This is a genomic window from Sphingobium sp. PNB, assembly GCF_019873065.1.
Lineage (GTDB): Bacteria > Pseudomonadota > Alphaproteobacteria > Sphingomonadales > Sphingomonadaceae > Sphingobium > Sphingobium fuliginis.
On the sequence record NZ_JAINEZ010000066.1, the window covers coordinates 1 to 19,861 of the forward strand.

The window sequence follows — 19,861 nt, forward strand, 5'->3', positions numbered from 1 at the left end:
TCGCGCAGGATGCCTCGCCCCCGTCGCCCGCCACCACCCCTGCCCAAACGGCCACTCCCGCTCCGCACACTCCTTCCGCGCAAGGCTCTCAGGACCATGCGGGCATGGACATGCCGGGCATGGATATGACCGACACGAAGGCGTCCGGTAACGGCGCCACGATGGACATGGGCTCGATGCAGGGCGGCCAGGCCCCGCCGGACGCGCGCAACTCGGACGATTATGCCGACGGCTACCGCAACTCGACGCTGCCGGGCTATGAGATGGCCGACAAGCTCTCAATCCCCAAGATACTTGTCGATGAGCTTGAGTTCACCAGCGGCAACGAGGGTCAGGGCGTGGGCTGGACCGTGCTCGTCACCAAGGGTCAGGACAATGACAAGCTCTGGCTGCGCAGCCAGGGGCTCAAGAACTCCCGCGACCAACGTCTCGATCCGGAGAGCAGCGTCGAGGCGCTGTGGTGGCACAGCAAGAACCCGTTCTGGGGCACGCTGCTCGGGGTCAGGCAGGATCTCGGCAAGGGTGCGACCACCTGGCTGGCCGCCGGCGTCGAGGGACTGGCGCCCTATTGGTTCGACGTCCAGCTCACCGGCTATGTAGGAACCGATGGGCGTCTCGCGGCGCGCGCCAAGGCGTCCTATGAGGTCTTGTTCACCAATCGGTTGATCCTCACACCGCAGGTAGAGACCAATATCTATTCGAAGCGGTCGAGAGATCGGCAGCTTGGCAGCGGCTTCAGCAATGTCGAGCTGAGCGGACGGTTGCGCTACGAGGTGTCGCGCAAGTTCGCGCCCTATATCGGCTTCGTCTGGGAGCGTGCGTTCGATGGCACGGCGGGCTTCCGACGCCTGCGGGGCGAGGGGTCATCCGAACACCGGCTGGTGATCGGCTTGCGCGCTTGGTGGTGATACCGGCTCTCCGACGAACCGCTGACCCGCTTGTTCCCCAAGGCGAATCACACGATGGCAAGCGTGGTCAATCCTCCTTCATTGTGTTGCTGCTCGCGGCGGTGTCGGCCTCGGCAGGGCAGACGGCCATTCTCGCTTTCCTTCCGACCCTGGTCGACCCAAATCCCGGCGGGCTTTCCTCAGCGCATGATTTTCATGTCGCGAGCTTGACCGCCGTCCACCCGCTGGCAGCACTGGTGGCGGCACCGCTTTGGGGCTGGATTGCCGACCGGGTCGACTACCGCGTCATGTTGCGCACAGCGCTCATTATCCTCGCGATGGTGACTGCACCAGTTGGCCTCGTAGCTCTGCCGACTCTCTACGTTTTGCGCACGGTCGCGGGGATGGCGGCCGCCGCCATCATACCGCTTGCGCTGCTCAGTGCGAGTTTCGCCGCGGTCAGCCGTGGGGAGCAGGCGCGGCGTTTCACCTGGTTGACGGGGTCTGTATTTTTGGGAGACCTCGGCGGACCGCTTTTGGCGGAAGCCTCCGTTGCGATCATGCCCGGCGCGCCGCTCATGATCGTTGCTGCCAGCATCGGCACCGTCGCGGGGTCGCTTTGCCTTGTAAGCCTGCCAGGCCGCTGTGCGCACTGCCTCGACTCAGGAGATCCGCCGCCGCCGACAGTCTGCGCCACGGGAGTCCTATTACTCATCACGATCGCTGCGGGGGCCGGGCTTGCCGCTATGCACGTCAATCTCCTGATGACGCGCAGTGCGGTCTCGCTGAGCCGCGAGCAGATCGCCTGGATGCTCAGTCTTTGCGGATTCGGCATGCTGGCGGCGCAGATCTTTCATGCAAGGCTCGATTGGTTAGTGAAGGTTCCCGGGCGTCTTGCCGGATTGACGCTCGGTTTGCTGGCAGCGGCGCTCGTTGCCTTTCCACTCGCATCAAGCATAGCCGATATGAGCGTGTTCATCCTGGTCGCCGGTTGGAGCTCGGCGAGCCTGCGATTGGTCACAAGCTTCTGGATCAGCGGTTCTGCGGCGGCCTCAGGGGTGAGGCTTGGCCTCCAGCATTCGGCTGCCAGCATCGGGCAGGCACTGGCGCCCGTGGCGCTCGCTTTCGCCGCACCCGGCGCTCAGCCTCTCGTCCTCTGGAGCATTGCCGGCCTGTCGCTCCTGCTGCTTGTGGTCCTGCCACTAGCTTGGAAACGGCCCTCTTCAGGTGCTAATTCGTCAGGCGGATAAGGGGAGCGCGTAAATCGATATGAATCGTACCGTCCACCACTATCCAAGATGTGTTGCTGTGACAAATGAGCCCAGCCGCGGGCAAGGCCCTTGGGCGCAGCTGGGTTGGTTTCCTCTGGAAAAACGACGTGCTCGTGTCCCCACCTGGCCTCTTTAGCGTTGGCGGTCGGACGCGGTCCATTTACTCATTCGACGAGAGGCGTCTGTGACGGCCGATTGCCTCGAGGAGTAGACGGCTCCTTAGTGGTTTAGTGATCATGTGATCAAAGCCCGCGTCGGCAGCGCGGCGGGCGAGAACCTCGTCATGGAAGCCCGAAATCATGATGGAGCATCCGGACCAGCCCAGCGATCGGAGTTGGCGCAGGATCGAAAAGCCATCAATGTCCGGCATGCGATAATCAACAATCAGGCAATTGGCTCGCTTGGCACGCGAATCGGCCAAAAGCGCGCTACCACTTGTATAGCTACAGACGCAGTAGCCACGGGATCTAAGAAGCTGAAGGGCACGCCGAACACCCGGGTCGTCGTCGGAGACGAGGATGGTGTAGCGCCCATCACCTTGTGTGTCAGAAAACGAAGACATCTCGCGCGACATGAGGACCTGTTGCATCACGGCAATGGCTCGCACGATGCGGCATCCTCGTCGCTACGTAGAGGGCGCAGTTATCACGTCTTGCGACCGAACCCGGCAGCAAAGGCGATCCTCAACGCCTCAGAGAGATTGCGGACCTCGAGCTTGGCCATGAGGCTGGCGCGGTGAACCTCGACCGTCCGGGATGAGCAACCCAGATCATAGGCGATCGTCTTGTTGGGCAAGCCGTTCGCCAATCCTTCCAGCACTTCCTGCTCGCGGGGGGTCAAGGCAGCAACCCGCACCTCGGCTTCCGACGATTCCAGCGCGCGAAGGTCGACATCGTCGAGACGAGCGAAAGCGCGCCTCACGGCCTCGAGCAGGGCAGCCTTCTCGAAGGGCTTTTCGAGAAAGTCAATCGCGCCGCCTTTCATAGCCTGCACAGCTACCGACACATCGCCGTGGCCGGTCAGGACGATGACCGGCATGTTGATCCCACGCGCAGCCATAGTGGTCTGGACTTGGAGACCGTCCATTTCAGGCATCCGCACATCCAAGATAACGCAGCCTACTTCAGCGGACTTCGCTGTCCTGAGAAATTCCACTCCGGAGGTGTAGGCGATGACATCATAGCCCGCGGTTTTGAGCGCGAAGCTTGCCGCCTTGCGGATGCTCTCCTCGTCGTCGACCAGATGAATGATGCGTCTATCCCCCATGTTCCTCCTCCGCCCGCGCGTGGATCAGCGTGAAGTGAAAGCACGTGCCGCCTCGGTCGGAGCGCTCCATCCAGATGCGGCCGCCATGTGCTTCGATGATCGTCCGGCAGATCGAGAGGCCAAGGCCCATGCCGTCGGCCTTCGTCGATGTGAACGCCATGAACAGTTGTTCGCGAATTTCTTCCGCGATCCCGGGGCCGGTATCCTCCACCGTAACCTCGACAAGGCCGTCGGCACGCAAACTCGTCGCGACTTTGAGGTCGCGGATCGATGATTCTGCCATGGCCTCAACGGCGTTGCGCATCAGGTTTACGAGCACCTGCTGGATCTGCACCCTGTCGATGAGGACCGGCGTGGCTGCGGGGTCGATTGCGAAGAAGCTACGGATGCCCCGCTCGCGCGCGCCGACCAGTGCCAGTTGGCTTGCCTCGGTGATGACTTGCGGCAGGTCGTGCAAACTCTTGTCGACCTCACCGCGTGCGACGAAGTCGCGGAGGCGCCGGACGATGTGGCCAGCGCGCAGCGTCTCCTGAGCGGCATCGTCCATTACGGACCGAAGAGAGACGAATGGCTCATCATCCTGGACAGCGAGCATGTCCCGAATGGTTTCGAGATAGAGCGCCACTGCGGCGAGCGGCTGATTGAGTTCATGAGCAAGCGTGGAGGCCATCGTACCCATCGCGCTCAACCGCGAGACATGAACCAACTCCGCTTGCAGTTCCTTGAGCCTGAGCTCATCCTGCTCCTTGGCGGTGAGATCCCGGATGAACCCTGTGAAAAGCCGCTGGCCCTCTTCACCGGCCTCGCCGACCGACAACTGCATCGGGAAGGTCGAGCCGTCGCGGCGCTGACCCACAACGACGCGGCCCAGACCGATGATCCGGCGCTCGCCCGTCTGCAGATAATGCGCGATGTATTCGTCGTGCCGGTCGCGGTCGGGCTGAGGCATAAGACAGGAGACATTTTGCCCGACGAGCTCGGCTTCCGAATAGCCGAACATGCGATGGGCAGCAGCGCTGAACGAGGTGATGACGCCGGCCTCGTCGATTATTATCATTGCATCAGGTACGGTCGCCAGGATCGATTGCAGATGCTGCTCGCGCGTTTCGTTTGAAGCCCGGACCGCCGCCTCGTCGGTGACATCCCGGCTGATGCAGGCAAAGCCTCGATGGGCGTCGTCTTCGAACAGCGCAGTGATGGTCAATCGCGCAAGGTATTCCGAGCCGTTCTCGCAGACTCGCCAGGCTTCACGCTCCAGAGTGCCTTCGCGCAGAGCGGCGTCCAAGTCGGCGCGGGGCCGTCCTGCCGTTATCTCGTCTGGCGGGTAGAACAGGTCGTGGGGCTGTCCCAGAACGCGATCGAGCGGCCAGCATTCGGCACGCTCGCCTTCTTCATTATAGCTCAGCACGATCCCGGAAGGATCGAGCAGCGTCAGGACGTGGCCGCCAGCCTGTCGCAGGAACAGCGGCGCAAGCCGCGCTACGTCGCTTGCAATCTCGTCCGCCCCGCGCCTCGTGTCGACCATCGGCCGGCTCACATACCTGGCCGGGCGCACGTATCCGGGCGTAGCCCGACCGTGCCACTCAGCGCCGCGCGAGTATGGCCTTCATCTCGTCGATTTCCTGCCGCTGCGAGCGCTTGATCGATTCGCAAAGCCGGATGACTTCCGGATCGCTGAGCTTTGCTTCCTGGCACATCAGGATCGCCCCGGAATGGTGCGGGATCATCGAGCGCAGAAAGGCCGTGTCGCCGATCGTGGTCTGGGTGCGGATGAGTGCAAAGCTGCCGAAGAAGGCGACCAGCGACGCGGCGATCAGCGCGATGTTGGCGGCCTTCGACGCGAACATGTGCCGCATGGCGAGGATCATCAGCACCACCATCGGCGCGACCATCATCAGCGTCATGTAGAGCATGTTGAGGTTGTTGTAGAAGCTGTCGAGCCCGTCGATCATGACGAACATCACCAGATACATGATGACGCCGCTGATGACGGTCTGAACGGCAAGGCTCCAATAGGCGCCCATCTTCCGGGTGTTCATGTGGGACGAATGGTCCATGGCGTATCTCCTTCGCTCGGCGCCGGCCGACCTGGGTATGAGTGTAACGCCCCGCTCTCTTGTTCGCCCCCGCCATCAGCCGTCCTGATGCTAAAACCAGAAGCGAACGCCGGCGACGAAGCTGGTGGCATGGACGTCCTCGCCCGCAAGCCTCGACAGCCGCGCCGTGTCTCCGGCTTTGCGCAGATAGGAAACGCCGATGTAAGGCGCGAACTGGCGGCTGAATTCGTAGCGCAGGCGCGCGCCGAGCTCTATGTTGACCAGCCCCGAACCGATGTCGTTCTCCGGAATATCCTGTGCGGCGAAATTGACCTCGGCGCGCGGCTGGAGGATCAGGCGCTGGGTGATGCGCTGGTCGTAATAGCCCTCGACCCGGCCCAGAACATCGCCCTTGGTCGAGAGGAACAGCGCGCCTTCGACCTCGAACATGCCAGGAGCCAGGCCCTCGACGCCGATCGTCGCGTAGGTGCGGTCGGGCCCGCGGCCGAAGTCCTGGCGGATACCGCCCTGAAGATTGAAATAGGGGTCGATGGCCCGGCTGTAGAGCACCTGCACCTCGGCGCTGTCGATGCCGCGGCCGAACTCGCCTTCGCCCTCGCTCTTGAGCCAGAGCCGGTTGATGTCGCCGCCGTAAAAGCCTTCGCCATCCCAGCGATAGCCATCGCGGCCGCTATGCGCCTGATACTCGAACAGGTTGAGCAGCATTTGCCCGAAATTGTTGCCGCCGCTATCCTTCATCATGATGTCGCGCGAGCGCGCCATCTCGCCGCCGGGAAAATCACGATCGGCGAAGTGGTCGCTTGGGGGAGGCGGCGGGGGCGCATTGCCGGCCGGAAGCGCCGTGCCGGTCATTTGCATGCCGGGCATGGCGGGCATTCCCGGCATCGTTGTCTGGCCATGCTGCGAATGGTCCATACCCGGCATCTCCGGCATCGCGGGAGACGCGGGTTGCGGCTGACCGGCCGCATCTCCCTGCGGCGCAGGACTGGCCTGGTGCTGCGAATGGTCCATCGCCGAGGTGGCGTCCGGCGCTGGTGTCTGAGCGCGCGGCCTGGCGGCGGCCTTGTCCTTCTTCTTCTCCTGCGCCGGCGCCACTTCGCCCGGCGGCGCCATGCCGGGCATGCCGTGCATCGAATGATCCTGGGCAAAGGCGGGCGCGGCAGCGAAAAGGGCGATCGCGCTCACCAGCGGCGTGAGGATGCGGGTCATTACGCGTCTCCCTTCGGACGGACGCTCACGACCCGCATCATCCCTGCATGCATGTGGTAGAGGAGATGACAGTGGAAGGCCCAGTCGCCGACCGCGTCGGCGGTGAAGTCCCAGGTCACCTTGCCGCCGGGCTGGACGATCACCGTATGCTTGCGCGGCGCATGATCGCCATGCCCCGTCACCAGCTCGAAAAAATGCCCGTGAATATGGATCGGATGCCCCATCATCGTGTCGTTGATGAGATTGACGCGCACCCGCTCGCCTTCGATGAAGGGGATCGGCTCGTGATGGTCCGACATTTTTTCGCCGTCGAACGACCACATGAACCGCTCCATGTTGCCGGTGAGGTGAATGTCGATGCTGCGGCTCGGCGCGCGCACGTCCGGATTGCGATCGAGCGCCATCAGGTCCCTGTAGACAAGCACCTTGTGGCCGACGTCGGCGAGGCCCTGGCCGGGCTCGCCGGTGCGGTCTACGGGCATCGGCGAGATGGTCTGGACGCTCGGGTCGCGCTTCACCTGCGGCGCGTTCGAGAAGTCGCGCATCTTCATCGAGCCCATCGCGTGTCCGCCATGATCCATGCCCGCCATCTGGCCATCGGCGCCCATCGCGCCGTGGTCCATGCCGGCCATCGATCCATGATCCATCCCCGAATGATCCATGCCTGCCATGGCGCTATTGTCCATGGTCGCCATCGCTGCCGCCGCGCCGGTCGCGAGGCGCGCGGACGCGTTCTTCTCGGCCGTCGGATCGACGCCCCGCATAGCGCCGCCCGACATGTCCATGCCTTCCATGCCCGGCATCGAGGACATGTCCATGCCCATGTCCTTCATGTCGGCGAGCGGCCGTTTGCGTAAGGGGGGAACCTCGCCGGCCATGCCGGCGCGCGGCGCGAGCGTGGCACGCGCCATGCCCGAGCGGTCGATCGCCTCGCCGACAAGGGTGTAGGCCTTGTCATCGCCTGGGCTGACAACGACGTCGTAGGTCTCGGCAACACCAATCTGGAACTCGTCGACGGTGACCGGCACCACATTCTGCCCGTCGGCCTGGACGATGGTCAGCGGCAGGCCGGGGATGCGGACGTTGAAGGTGGTCATCGCCGACGCATTGATGACCCGCAGCCGCACCCGTTCGCCCGGGGTGAAGAGCGCGGTCCAGTTGTCCATCGGACCATGGCCGTTGACGAGATAGGTGTAGGTGGATCCGGTCACATCGGAGATGTCGGCCGGGTCCATCCGCATCTGGCCCCAGTCGAGCCGGTCTTTGAGCGGCTGATCCTTGCCCGACAGGAGCCCGGCCAGGGTCTGGCGCTGGAAATTGAAATGGCCGGGGTTGACCTTGAGGCGCCGGAAGATCGCCTGCGGCGAGAGCGCGCTGTGATCGGCGAGCACGATGACATGCTCGCGGTCATAGGCGACCGGATCGGCACCGGCGGGATCGATGATGATCGGGCCGTAATGGCCTTCCTGTTCCTGCAGGCCTGAATGGCTGTGGTACCAGTAGGTGCCGCTTTGCACGACGGAGAACTGGTAGAGGTAGTTCGAGCCCGGCTTGATGCCCGGAAAAGACACGCCCGGCACACCGTCCATATTGGCCGGCAGGATCAGCCCGTGCCAGTGGATCGAGCTGTCCTCCTCCAGCTGATTGACGACGTTGAGCCGCACGCGCTGGCCCTCGCGCAGCCGGATCAGCGGGGCGGGGACCGTGCCGTTGAGGCCGATTGCCCGGAACTTGCGCCCGTCGATGGTCATCGACTGCCGGGCGATGGTGAGCGTGATGTCTTCGCCCGCCACGGTCGGCAGCGTCGGGCGCATCCCCGGCGAGATCGTCTGCGCCCAGGCCGGCAGCCAGGCTGACAGTGCGGCGCCACCACCGGCGAGGGCCGCTCCGCGAAGGAACTGGCGGCGGTCGAGAGCAGATATCATTCGGTTGTCTCAGCTTTAAGAAAGAGGGCGGACCTATTGGGAATACGCAGCATGGCCTCATCCCCCTCAAACTTTCTTTAATATTTCCGAAAGGCGTGCCCTAGCTCGATAGAGGCGCGTTTCGACCGCCTTCTGGCTGATCCCGAGAATTTCGGCGGTTTCAGCTTCCGATTTCTCGTCGATCGTACGCAAAATAAGCGTGTCCTTGAGGGAAGACGGCAGGGCAGCAATCGCTTTCATTGCTTGCGCGAGCTGCTGTTCGGCCCCGATCGCCTGATCGGGCAGCGGTGCGTCGTCGGCGACGCCGTCCGCCTCGCCGAGCGGTAGGGCTAGGGCAAAGAAATTTCGAACCGCTCGCCGACGCCGCCAGTCATGGCATTTGTTGATGACAATCCGGGACATCCAGACCTGGAAGGGTCGGGTTACGTCATAGCGGTTGAGTGCGGCAAAGGCCGCGACGAAGCTCGCCTGGGTGACATCCAATGCCTCATCCATAGATCCGACATGGCTGCGCACGAGCCGGTGAACCCAACCTTGATGCCGGCGGACCAGCTCGCCATAGGCCGCTTGCCGGCCTCCAAGCGCCAGAGCCGCGAGCTCCCCGTCCGAGCAGTCGGGGAGGCACGCGGTCATTCGGATTTGGCCGTCAGCGCTTTCACCACGGCGTCGTCGAATTTGTCCGTCTGATCCGGGCGCAGCACGGCCCGCATCGCGAAGATATGCTCAAGTGTTTCTTTCTGCAGCGCGCCCATGGCCTGGTGCGAGCGATCCACCGCAGTTGCGACTTGCGGGCCATAGCCATGCTCCGCTTCGATCGCTTCCGCGAGACGCGCATTGTCGGCGCGCAATTCGGCCTCCAACGCTTGACGCCGGATCGCGTATTTCTTCTCGATTGTCTCGAGTCGGCTGTGTTGCGCTGAATTCAGCTTCAGATCGCGATGGAGCAGCTCGTGCAGCTCATTTTCGACCGGGCGCACTGGAACCACATAGACGCGGCCAATGACAACGCCAGCGATCGCCGCGGCGAAGGTCACCAGGACGAGGAGCAGGAGCCGGCGGCGGTCGCGCATCACTGCGAGCTCAGCAGCGTCGAGGGCGCAAGCGCGAGCCGAGCATCGAAGGGCGATAGCGGTTTGGCATCAGCAGACCGTGTCGGAACTGCCGAGCCGGCAATTCCGATGAACAGCGCGGTTGCGGCCGCGATGCCGAACGTCATAGCGCCAAGGCTTGGTATGGCCCGGATGCGCGCTATTTCCGCCATGACCCGGCTTTCCAGGCCGCCGAGCCTGGGATCGAGAGGCGCATCGCGCAACCGCGAGAGCAGGTGGTCAAGTTCATCCATGGTGCTTCTCCGTCTTCATCCTTCAATACGCACGATGGTCCAGGAACCCTTGCTGTAGATTGAAAAGAATAATTGCGAGGGGTGGGGGCTCGGGCTGCGTATTGTCTCATGGGATCTACAGGAGAATGTTCCAATGCGTTTCTTTTCGCCTCTCGCAGTTATCGCCGCCGTCGGCCTGAGTGTTTCTGCTCCGGCCTACGCGCATCCCAAGCTTGTGTCCTCGACGCCCGCCGCGAACGCCAGCGTCTCGGCGCCTTCGCGTATCACGCTCACCTTCAGTGAAGGTCTGATGCCGAAGCTGTCGGGCGCCGAGATCGTGATGACCGGCATGCCCGGCATGCCCAACCACCGCATGGCGGTTACCGGCTTCAAGACGGCCGTCGAAGGCGGCAAGACGCTCGTGCTGGCGCTCGACAAGCCGCTCATGGCAGGCAGCTATCAGGTCGCCTGGCACGTCGTCTCGACCGACACGCACCGCATCCAGGGAAATCTCGCCTTTACCGTCAAGTGAAGCCATGAACGACGTGGCACTCGTCGCCGTCCGCTGGGCACTCTACGTCGATCTCGGCCTGCTGTTCGGCCTGCCGCTGTTCGCGCTCTATGCGCCTGGCGGCGGCCGGATCGTTCAGCGGCATATGCCGATGGCGGCAATGGTGGCCTGTCTCGCCTGTCTCGCCCTCTTGCTGTCGGCGCTGGGGTTCGCGTTGCAGGCTGCGGCCATGACCGGCCTGCCGCTCACCCAGCCTGATCTATCCATGGTCGCAGACCTCATCAACGGCACGTCCATGGGAACGGCGCTGAAGGCGCGTCTTGTCGCGCTTCTTGTTCTTCTGCTCTGCATCCCCTTCTATCGCCGGCAATCCCGTCCTGTCTTTATCGCGTCCACTCTGGCAGGCGCGGTCGCGCTCGCGACCCTCGCCTGGAGCGGGCATGGCGCGGCCGGCGAAGGCGAGGCGGGCTGGCTGCAACTGGGGGCCGATCTCATCCATCTGCTCGCCGCGGGCGCCTGGGTCGGCGCGCTTGCCGCATTCCTTGCGCTGGTTCTTACCAGGCTCGCAACCGATGATCTCGCCACTGAAGACATGGACCGGGTCATGCTCGCCGAGGAAGCGCTGCGGGGCTTCTCCCTCGTCGGCACGATCATCGTCGCCCTGCTGATCCTGACCGGGACGGTGAACGGCTGGTTCCTGGTCGGCCCGGGCAACATCGCGTCTCTCGGGCAGTCGACCTACGGCCTGCTGCTCATCGCCAAGCTGCTGCTCTTCGCCGGCATGCTGGGCCTGGCCGCGCTCAACCGTTACCGCCTGACCCCGGCACTGGCGCAGGCGATCGAGGAAGAGGACGCGCCCCGGGCGCAGGCGCTGTTGCGGGCGAGCCTCGTCGTCGAAGGCGGTCTTGCGATCGTCATTCTCGGGCTGGTCGCCTGGCTGGGGACACTGTCGCCACCCATGTCGATGTAGTTTATCGTTTCGAACGCCTCGCGTTGGGAGAAGCCAATGCAATCGTACACCCCGCCGCGCGGGACTGGATCGACGAAAGACTATGATCGCGCGATCCGCCTGTGGGCGCGGGAGAAGCGGTGGCGTGCCGCCATGCTTGCCATGCTGCGCCCGGATTGGCGCCTGGTAATCGCCGATTATGGCCGCCAGCACGGGTCTCATGCGGCTCGCCTTCCGCCTGACCGTGCAGCGGCTCGATGGCATCGACGATACCCAGCCCAATGCCGACGGCGTGCTCCCCGGCCTGATGGCGGCCAAGCGAACGGGCCCGCCGATTTGGCCGCTTAGGCGATTACGTATTGACCCTGACACGGTGTCAGACCCTAGATCGTCAGGCGTCGAAAGGAGCGAGGCGATGAACGAGACACATGGAGCGGCGCATGGCGGCGGTTGCTGCGGCGGCCACGGCACCGCTAAAGCGGCGACCGGCGTCAAGGACCCGGTCTGCGGCATGACCGTCGACCCGGCGACCACGGCGCATCACGCCGAGCATAGCGGTGAAAGCTATCATTTCTGCAGCGCGGGCTGCCGGACCAAGTTCATCGCCGATCCCGAGCGCTATCTCGGCCCGCCGACGCCGCCGGTCGCGGCGCCCGAAGGCACGATCTGGACCTGCCCGATGCATCCCGAGATCCGCCAGGACCATCCCGGGTCCTGTCCGATCTGCGGCATGGCGCTCGAACCCGCGACCGTGACCGCCGACAGCGGCCCCAGCCACGAGCTAGTCGATTTCACGCGGCGCTTCTGGGTCGGCCTCGTGCTGGCTCTCCCGGTGCTGATCCTCGAGATGGGCGCGCATGTCTTTCCCGCGATCCATCGCCTCGTGCCGATGTCTATCTCGGTATGGATCCAGTTCGTGCTGGCGACACCCGTCGTGCTGTGGGCGGGCTGGCCGTTCTTCGAGCGTGGCTGGGCCTCGCTCAAGACCCGCAACTTCAACATGTTCACCCTGATCGCGATGGGGACCGGGGTCGCCTGGATCTACAGCGTCATCGCGACGCTCGCGCCTCAGCTGTTCCCGCCGGCCTTCCGCGGCGAGGACGGCATGGTTGCCGTCTATTTCGAGGCGGCCGCGGTGATCACCGTCCTCGTGCTGCTCGGCCAGATGCTCGAACTGCGCGCGCGGGAACGCACCTCGGGCGCGATCAAGGCGCTGCTCAACCTTGCACCAAAGACCGCGCGCCGGATCGGTTCTGATGGGAACGAAGAGGAAATCAGCCTTGATCTGGTTGCGGTGGGCGACCGCCTGCGGGTGCGGCCGGGCGAGAAGGTGCCGGTCGACGGCGTAGTCGAGGACGGCCGCTCCTCGCTCGACGAGTCGATGGTCACCGGCGAATCCATGCCCGTCACCAAGGCAAAGGCCGACACAGTGATCGGCGGCACGCTCAACCAGACCGGTGCGCTGGTGATCGTCGCCGACAAGGTCGGCCGCGATACCATGCTCGCACGCATCGTCCAGATGGTCGCTGAGGCGCAGCGCTCGCGCGCGCCGATCCAGCGCATGGCCGATCAGGTGTCGGGCTGGTTTGTGCCCGTGGTCATCGCGGTCGCGGCCGTCGCGTTCATCGCCTGGGGCATCTGGGGTCCCGAGCCGCGCTTCGCCTATGGGCTGGTGGCGGCGGTCGCCGTGCTGATCATCGCCTGTCCCTGCGCACTGGGGCTGGCAACGCCGATGTCGATCATGGTCGGGGTCGGCCGCGGCGCCGGGCTCGGTGTCCTCATCAAAAATGCCGAAGCACTCGAGCATATGGAGAAGGTCGACACTCTCGTCGTCGACAAGACAGGCACGCTGACCGAAGGCCGGCCTGCCGTCACCCAGGTCGTGCCGGCGCCCGGCTTCGACGAAGCCGAGCTGCTGCGTCTTGCCGCCTCGGTCGAGCGGGCGTCCGAGCATCCGCTCGCGCTGGCGATCGTCGAGGCCGCCAAGGATCGCGGCATCGCCACGAGCGACGTCACCGACTTCGACTCGCCGACCGGGCGCGGCGCGCTCGGCACTGTCGATGGCTGCAGGATCGTTCTCGGCAACGCGCGGTTCCTCGGTGACGAGGGCGTCGCCACCGAGGCGCTCGCCGACCAGGCCGACGCGCTGCGCCGGGATGGCGCCACCGCGATCTTCATCGGGGTCGACGGCACAGTCGGCGGCGCCTTCGCGATCGCCGATCCGGTGAAGGCCACGACACCAGAAGCGCTCGCCACGCTCAAGGCGGATGGCATTCGCGTGGTCATGCTGACAGGCGACAACCGCACGACGGCGGAAGCGGTCGCCCGGCGTCTGGGCATCGACGAGGTGGAGGCCGAGGTGCTGCCCGATCAGAAGAGCGCCGTGGTCGCGAAGTTCAAGCGCGAGGGGCGGGTGGTCGCCATGGCCGGCGACGGTGTCAACGACGCCCCCGCGTTGGCCGCCGCCGACGTCGGCATCGCCATGGGTTCCGGCACCGACGTCGCGATCGAGAGCGCTGGCGTCACGCTGCTCAAGGGCGACCTGACTGGCATCGTCCGGGCGCGGCGGCTCAGCCAAGCGACCATGTCGAACATCCGCCAGAATCTCGTCTTCGCCTTCATCTACAATGTCGCGGGCGTGCCCGTAGCGGCGGGTGCGCTCTATCCGCTGTTCGGTATTCTGCTCTCGCCCATTATCGCGGCGGCGGCGATGGCGCTCTCTTCGGTGAGCGTGGTCACCAACGCGCTGCGCCTCAACCGGAAAGCACTGTGAACATCGGCGAGACGTCACGGCAGAGCGGCGTCTCTGAGCGGATGATCCGCCATTATGAAAAGATCGGCCTCATCCCGGCGCCGGCGCGTCGGGGTGCTGGCTATCGTGACTATGGCGAGCGCGACCTCCATCGCCTCCGGTTTATCGCCAATGCCCGCGATCTCGGCTTCCCGATCGAGGAGATCCGCACGTTGCTCAGCCTTTGGGCCGATACCGGCCGTGCCAGCGCGGAGGTGAAGCGGCTTGCCCTTGCCCGCGCCGATGAGTTTCAGCGCAAAGCCGAGGCGTTGACGGCGCTGCGCGACACGCTAATCGACCTGGCCGAGCGCTGCCAAGGCGACGAGCGGCCGGATTGTCCGATCATCGCCGAACTGGCCGCGGCCCGATCCGCATAGCATCCGGCATCGCACGGCCGAGAATTTTAGGGGTGCCCGTTTTCGGTCGATTCGTGCAGGTCGACGGCGAAAGCGATCCGCAACAGGTCGGGCAGGCTTTGCGCGTTGAGTTTGATCATCAGACTGGCCCGATGCAGCTCGACCGTGCGCGACGTGACGCCGAGTTCATCTGCGATAAGGCTATTTGGATAGCCTCGCGAAATTCCTCTCAGAACGGCCCGTTCGCGCTGCGTCAGTCTCGCGGCTTTCGAAAGAGCGTCGGCCTGTTCGGAGGCACGACGGGCTATACTCTCAAGCCAGCTGAAGCCGCGGTCGATCGCGCCGAGCAATGCGGCCTTCTCGACCGGTTTGGCGAGAAAGTCGGCAGCGCCCGCCTTCATCGCCTGTACGGCGAGCGTAGGATCGCCATTGCCCGTCAGCACCACGACGGGCATGTCGATACCGCGTCGCGTCAGCTCCGCCTGAACCTGCAGGCCGTCCATGTCGGGCATGTGCATGTCGAGAACCACGCAGCCTTTCTCGGCGTCCTCTGCGCTCAACAGAAACTCCGGCCCCGAAGCGTAGGCTTCTACGGCAAACCCTGCGGTCCGCAACGTGAAACTTAGTGCTTTTCGTATTGTCTCTTCGTCATCGACGATATGCACGACGCGCTTGTTCCCCATAGCCCCCGAGATCGATCAATACGCAGTGCCGCGAGGGCAGCGCTTCAAGGGATACTTCTCTGCACGTTGGACTATGGTCCCAGGTCAAGAGTAAAAATTTGGCGAGGCAAAACGGCGAAGGACAGCGAAACTGTGAGGGTTCGGCTACTCCGCTCACACCAATGCCGCGGTCGCTGCGGCTCATTGCCGGGTCTCTGCTCCGGACGATGCATGCGAGTTGCCCGCGCCGCCCTCGGCGCGATCGAGCCATCGCTACGCTTCCATCACATCGTCGACCGGCAGCGGGTTACTGGCGCCCGGCGGGCGAGGGGGGCGGGTTGGCCCTTGACGGCTGCGCGATCGGACGCCCAGGATAGCAGGGTGGCGCGCTTTACTTCGGGCTCAAGCTTCAGGTGCCCAGCAACGTCGAGGGGATCGATGAACGAGCGTGTGTGCGACACGACATATCCTCCTTCCCTGCCGCGATTTTCTCCGAAAGGGAGATCTCAGGAGATTGGTTCGGACTCGTTTAGGGTCAATGGATGAGGACGCGCACAGCGTTTGCCGGGCGTTCATTTCCGTCTTAGAACTGACGCGCAGCACGCCATTCAATCCGGTTGCGAACGGCCTCCGCGATCGCTGGCATGACGTCTATATCATTCGACGCATGTGCAACCGCGTTCGTGCTGACGATCCTTTCGACAAGCCCACCCAGAACCTGCGCTGCATCGCCGGCAAAAAGCGGATGCACGACCACGCAATCCGGTCGCGCGAACCCCATGCCGACCAGTTGGCGCGCCGCCTCGGTGAGGGTCCGACCGGATGAGGCGATATCGTCGACCAGCACCGGCTGGCGATCGAGAAACGCTGGGGCATTCGGAATCGAGATGGTGACGTGACGGTCGCCGGATCGGATTTTCTCGCACACGAGAAACGGAGCATCGGCATCGGCCGCCACCTGCGAGACCCACTGTTCGCTTTCCAGGTCCGGACCGATGATCAGCGGGCGAGCGACATTGCGCTTGATCCACGAGGCCAAAAACGGCGCGGCATGAACAACCTGGGTTGGGATGCGGTAGATTTCCGACAATTCATGGTAGCGATGGAGATGCGGATCGACCGTCACCAGCCAGTCGAGATGGCGAGACAGGATCGCAGCAAAGGTTCGCGACGTCACCGCCTCGCCGGCATGGAAGCGTATGTCCTGGCGCATGTAAGCGAGGTAAGGGGCGACGAGCCCGATCCTGCGAGCGCCAAGATCGCGCGCGGTGTCGGCTGCGAACAGCAGCGGCAACAGCTTGGCGTCCGGATGATCGAGACTGGACAGCAGGATGACCTCGCGGTCGCTGACGTCGTTTCCGACCCTGAGATAGGTTTCCCCGTCAGGAAACTGACGATGCTCGATCGTGCCGACCTCTGCATCGAGCGCGGCGGATAGCGGCTGTGCCAGGGCCTCGCTGCCAGGCAGCGCGAACAGGACGGGACGGTTCATAGCGCTTCAATCCCGAAGATCGGCCCGTCGCTCACGGCATAGGCCGCCGCATAGTCGAGCTCGCCCGGGCTCTCGGCATGAATGCTACACAAGGGAGCCCCGGCATCCACCATCTGGTTCAGCCGACACTGCAGTGCGACGCCAGCGGCCTTGGCCACCGGCGCGCCGGCGAGCTTCGCGACCGTCGCGAGCTTGCGATTGTCGATACTCACCAGGCGGCCGCTATAGGGAGCGATCATATCCTGCTGAAACCGGGCGACCGGTGGAGCCCGCATGCCGCCCTGCGCTTCGCAGATACGTTGGAACTTGGCCCAGGCCCCGCCGCTTTCGAGACACGCCCGCGCACGCGCATAGCCTTCGCCGGCCGGGGCCGCGTCAGCGAGCTCAAGCAGTCCTCCCGCCAGCTCGCAGGCCCGGTGGGCGAGATCCTCGGCGCCCGGCTGCCCCTGGAGGACGGCAAGGATATCCTGCGCCTCGAGCGCCGGGCCGATGCCCCGTCCGATCGGCTCCGCGCCGGGGCCGCGCATCACGCGCGTGCGAAGCCCGAAGGCTTGGGCGACCGAGCTCAGCGCGCGCTCGAGCGTATCGGCGGCATCGGTTCCGCGTACCTTGGCGGTCGGCCCGACCGGGATATCGATGACCAGATGGGTCGCACCGGCCGCGATTTTCTTGGACAGCACCGAGGCGACCATCTGCCCTACGGCATCGATATCGAGCACTCGTTCAACGCCGATGATCACATCGTCGGCCGGGCTGAGATTGACGGCGCCGCCCCAGGCGATGCAGCCGCCTTCGCGCTCGACCACCTTGCGGATGGCGGAAACGTCGAGGTCGACAGGTGCAAGCACCTCCATCGTGTCCGCCGTGCCGGCCGGCGAGGTGATCGCCCGCGACGATGTCTTGGGCATGATCAGGCCCTCCGCGGCCATGATCGAGACGATGATCGGCGTGGTGCGATTGCCCGGCAATCCACCGACGCTATGCTTGTCGACGATGACCGCTCCGGACCACTGCAATCGCTCGCCGACATCGACCATCGCCCTGGTCAGGCTGATCGTTTCGTCCGTATCGAGCGGGACCGCTGAGCATGCCGTGATGAACGCCGAGAGATGGACATCGCTATAGCGTCGCTCGGCGATGTCGGTCATGATCGCTGAAAAAGCCCCTTCACTGAGACGATTGCCATAGATGCGCCGACGCACTTCGGCGAGCGAGGCGAGAGGCTGGGCGTGCGCGATCTCGACCGGATCGCCCTCGCTGACGCCGAGCCGCCGCCATGCGGATTCGGACAGGCCGATCTCGCCGGGCGCTGGAGCCTCCGCGGAACTGTGCAGCAGCGAGACGACGATTTCCCGCCCGCCGGCGTGCAGCGCGACCTGCGCGCGCGACGCGAGACCTTCCGAGCGGCAGACGGGACAGTCTTGGCGCATGACCGCGATCAGATCACCTCCGGCAGCCGACAGGCCGAGGCGGTGTGCCCGCAGCGTCGTCGCGACAGGCTCTACTTCGGCGTCCTCGATGATCCCGGGCTTCACGCGAGCATGCCCCAGCTACCCAGCGCCGGTACGCTGCATGCCCAGCCCAGATCCTCCGAGACACGCTTCGCCAGGACCTGGGCGCCGGTCGGCTCGCCATGCGTGACATAGACATGGCGCGGGGGCTCTTGCAGCGACCCGAGCCAGCGCATGAGCTCGTCGCTGTCGGCATGCGCCGAAAGCATCGTCAGGTTGGCGACATCGGCTTCGACCGGGATATACTCGCCGTGGATCTTGATCGTCCGGGCGCCCCCGATCATGGCGGCGCCGCGGGTGCCCGCCGCCTGGAAGCCTGAGAAGAGGATGAGGTTCTTCCCATCCGGCGCGAAGCGCTTGAGATGGTGGAGCACGCGGCCGCCCGTTGCCATTCCACTGGCCGAGATGATGACCTTGGGAGCGGGGTTGGCGGTGAGTTCCTTGGATTCCTCCACTTCGCGCACATAGTGCGCGACGCTGCACGCCGCTTCGCACTCGGCGCGGGCCAGGCGATGCTCGTCCATGAAATCGCACATCAGCCCGCTCGCGTTGATCGCCATCGGGCTGTCGAGGAAGATCGGGATGTCGCGGAGGCGTCCCTGCGCGCGCAGACGCGAGAAATGATAGAGAAGCGACTGAACCCGTCCCACGGCGAAGGCCGGAATCACCACCGTCCCGCCTCTCTCGACGCATCGTTCGACATGATCTCCAAGCGTCTTTGTCGGATCGACCTGCTCGTGGCGCCGATCGCCATAGGTCGATTCCACTAGGACATAGTCGGCGCGCGCGGGCGGCTCGGGATCCTTCATCACCGCATCGCCGTAACGGCCGATGTCGCCTGAGAAGAGGATTGTCCGCCCCTTCCAGTCGATCTCGATCGACGCCGCGCCGAGGATGTGGCCGGCGCGATGGTAGCGCACCCTGATGCCGTCCGTGACTGCATGCCACGCTCCGAACTCGATCGGGCGGAAGAGCTGCAATGCCAGACGCGCGTCGGCCTGGGTGTAGAGGGGCAGCGCCGGCTGGTGCCTGGAGAAGCCGTGCTGGTTGGCGAACTCCGCATCCTTTTCCTGCAGATGGCCGCTGTCGGGAAGAAGGAGCTCGCACAGGGCCGCGGTCGCCCGCGTGGCAAGGACGGTCCCGTCCCAGCCCAGGCGCGCCATGCGCGGTAGTGCGCCCGAGTGATCGAGATGGGCGTGGGTCAGCAGCACCTGGCCGACATCCGCGACTTCGGGTGGGATCGATGCCCAATTAAGGCGGCGCAGATCCCTGGGTCCCTGAAACAGGCCGGAATCGACCACGATCTGAGTTTCACCATCGTCCACCAGATAACGCGACCCTGTGACCGTTCCCGATGCGCCGAGAAAGGCAACGCCGAGACCATCGGCCGGGCGCTTGGCCAGATCGATCCTTGCTTCACGCTCGAAGATGGTCACGCGGGAATGGTGCCGTTTCTTTCTCTTTTGCATGGACGCGGGCCTGCCTCTCACGATTATGTTCGTGAGCGCAGCATTGGTTCGCGGACGCCGCACGCCTATACGCAAAATCCGCAGCACGACTGCTGCTCCCCGACAGCTCCGTCGCCCGAACGCCGATGGCCGATCCCATCGATCGCCTTACCCATGCCTGCGCGATGCCCGGGGGACTTCGGTC

Annotated in this window: 19 protein-coding genes; 6 read left to right on the forward strand and 13 right to left on the reverse strand. The window is 64.6% G+C overall.

What is annotated here, in order from left to right:
• Nucleotides 1-908: copper resistance protein B (locus K7W03_RS19230; RefSeq protein WP_226870317.1), on the forward strand; the 908-nt coding region annotated here is incomplete at its 5' end.
• On the forward strand, nt 902-2,137 hold the full coding sequence (locus K7W03_RS19235; RefSeq protein ID WP_231746511.1) for an MFS transporter: 1,236 nt from the start codon (nt 902-904) through the stop codon (nt 2,135-2,137). The genes K7W03_RS19230 and K7W03_RS19235, both read left to right, overlap by 7 nt.
• 181 nt (nt 2,138-2,318) lie before the next feature.
• Here the strand turns inward: K7W03_RS19235 and K7W03_RS19240 are convergent, their stop codons facing one another.
• The 9 genes from K7W03_RS19240 to K7W03_RS19280 form a co-directional block, all read right to left on the reverse strand.
• On the reverse strand, nt 2,319-2,720 hold the full coding sequence (locus K7W03_RS19240) for a response regulator (protein WP_222887102.1): 402 nt from the start codon (nt 2,718-2,720) through the stop codon (nt 2,319-2,321).
• 83 nt (nt 2,721-2,803) lie between these two features.
• Complete coding sequence (locus tag K7W03_RS19245; protein WP_037486757.1) at nt 2,804-3,424, reverse strand: response regulator transcription factor; 621 nt, start codon at nt 3,422-3,424, stop codon at nt 2,804-2,806.
• Nucleotides 3,414-4,949 (reverse strand): PAS domain-containing sensor histidine kinase, encoded by a 1,536-nt coding sequence (locus K7W03_RS19250; protein ID WP_222887091.1) that lies wholly within the window; start codon nt 4,947-4,949, stop codon nt 3,414-3,416. Before K7W03_RS19250 ends, K7W03_RS19245 begins: the two co-directional genes overlap by 11 nt.
• A gap of 58 nt (nt 4,950-5,007) precedes the next feature.
• Complete coding sequence (locus K7W03_RS19255; protein ID WP_013039091.1) at nt 5,008-5,481, reverse strand: DUF305 domain-containing protein; 474 nt, start codon at nt 5,479-5,481, stop codon at nt 5,008-5,010.
• Between the two features lie 90 nt (nt 5,482-5,571).
• The gene (locus K7W03_RS19260; protein ID WP_030541627.1) at nt 5,572-6,690 is read right to left on the reverse strand and encodes a copper resistance protein B; all 1,119 of its coding nucleotides are present in this window, start codon (nt 6,688-6,690) and stop codon (nt 5,572-5,574) included.
• Nucleotides 6,690-8,615 carry a copper resistance system multicopper oxidase gene (locus K7W03_RS19265; RefSeq protein WP_044663296.1) on the reverse strand — a complete coding sequence of 642 codons (1,926 nt, stop codon included), beginning with the start codon at nt 8,613-8,615 and terminating at the stop codon, nt 6,690-6,692. Before K7W03_RS19265 ends, K7W03_RS19260 begins: the two co-directional genes overlap by 1 nt.
• 66 nt (nt 8,616-8,681) lie before the next feature.
• Complete coding sequence (locus K7W03_RS19270; RefSeq protein ID WP_007683367.1) at nt 8,682-9,248, reverse strand: RNA polymerase sigma factor; 567 nt, start codon at nt 9,246-9,248, stop codon at nt 8,682-8,684.
• Nucleotides 9,245-9,685 (reverse strand): periplasmic heavy metal sensor, encoded by a 441-nt coding sequence (locus K7W03_RS19275; protein ID WP_222887092.1) that lies wholly within the window; start codon nt 9,683-9,685, stop codon nt 9,245-9,247. Before K7W03_RS19275 ends, K7W03_RS19270 begins: the two co-directional genes overlap by 4 nt.
• The gene (locus tag K7W03_RS19280) at nt 9,685-9,957 is read right to left on the reverse strand and encodes a hypothetical protein (RefSeq protein ID WP_004212738.1); all 273 of its coding nucleotides are present in this window, start codon (nt 9,955-9,957) and stop codon (nt 9,685-9,687) included. Before K7W03_RS19280 ends, K7W03_RS19275 begins: the two co-directional genes overlap by 1 nt.
• Nucleotides 9,958-10,090: 133 nt before the next feature.
• Here K7W03_RS19280 and copC point away from each other — a divergent pair, with 133 nt between their 5' ends.
• The 4 genes from copC to cueR all read left to right on the forward strand — a co-directional run bounded on the left by copC (nt 10,091) and on the right by cueR (nt 14,564).
• Nucleotides 10,091-10,468, forward strand: a complete 378-nt coding sequence (gene copC, locus K7W03_RS19285) for a copper homeostasis periplasmic binding protein CopC (RefSeq protein ID WP_022684260.1) — start codon at nt 10,091-10,093, stop codon at nt 10,466-10,468.
• 4 nt (nt 10,469-10,472) lie between these two features.
• Nucleotides 10,473-11,417: a copper homeostasis membrane protein CopD gene (gene copD, locus K7W03_RS19290; protein WP_022684259.1), complete on the forward strand. Its 945-nt coding sequence runs from the start codon at nt 10,473-10,475 to the stop codon at nt 11,415-11,417.
• A 394-nt stretch (nt 11,418-11,811) separates the two neighbouring features.
• The gene (locus K7W03_RS19300; protein WP_222887103.1) at nt 11,812-14,169 is read left to right on the forward strand and encodes a heavy metal translocating P-type ATPase; all 2,358 of its coding nucleotides are present in this window, start codon (nt 11,812-11,814) and stop codon (nt 14,167-14,169) included.
• Nucleotides 14,166-14,564 (forward strand): Cu(I)-responsive transcriptional regulator, encoded by a 399-nt coding sequence (cueR, locus tag K7W03_RS19305; protein WP_022684257.1) that lies wholly within the window; start codon nt 14,166-14,168, stop codon nt 14,562-14,564. The genes K7W03_RS19300 and cueR overlap by 4 nt, the downstream gene beginning before the upstream one ends.
• 26 nt (nt 14,565-14,590) lie before the next feature.
• On the opposite strand, the gene K7W03_RS19310 is transcribed toward cueR, so the two are convergent.
• The 4 genes from K7W03_RS19310 to K7W03_RS19325 form a co-directional block, all read right to left on the reverse strand.
• A complete protein-coding gene (locus K7W03_RS19310; RefSeq protein WP_007683376.1) occupies nt 14,591-15,226 on the reverse strand; it encodes a response regulator transcription factor in 636 nt (211 codons plus the stop codon).
• A gap of 562 nt (nt 15,227-15,788) precedes the next feature.
• Entirely contained in the window at nt 15,789-16,697 is a 909-nt protein-coding gene (locus K7W03_RS19315; RefSeq protein ID WP_222887093.1) for a ribose-phosphate pyrophosphokinase, read from the reverse strand.
• The gene (locus tag K7W03_RS19320; protein WP_004212749.1) at nt 16,694-18,232 is read right to left on the reverse strand and encodes a thymidine phosphorylase family protein; all 1,539 of its coding nucleotides are present in this window, start codon (nt 18,230-18,232) and stop codon (nt 16,694-16,696) included. Before K7W03_RS19320 ends, K7W03_RS19315 begins: the two co-directional genes overlap by 4 nt.
• Complete coding sequence (locus K7W03_RS19325) at nt 18,229-19,677, reverse strand: MBL fold metallo-hydrolase RNA specificity domain-containing protein (protein WP_031304554.1); 1,449 nt, start codon at nt 19,675-19,677, stop codon at nt 18,229-18,231. The genes K7W03_RS19320 and K7W03_RS19325 overlap by 4 nt, the downstream gene beginning before the upstream one ends.
• Nucleotides 19,678-19,861: the final 184 nt, after the last annotated feature.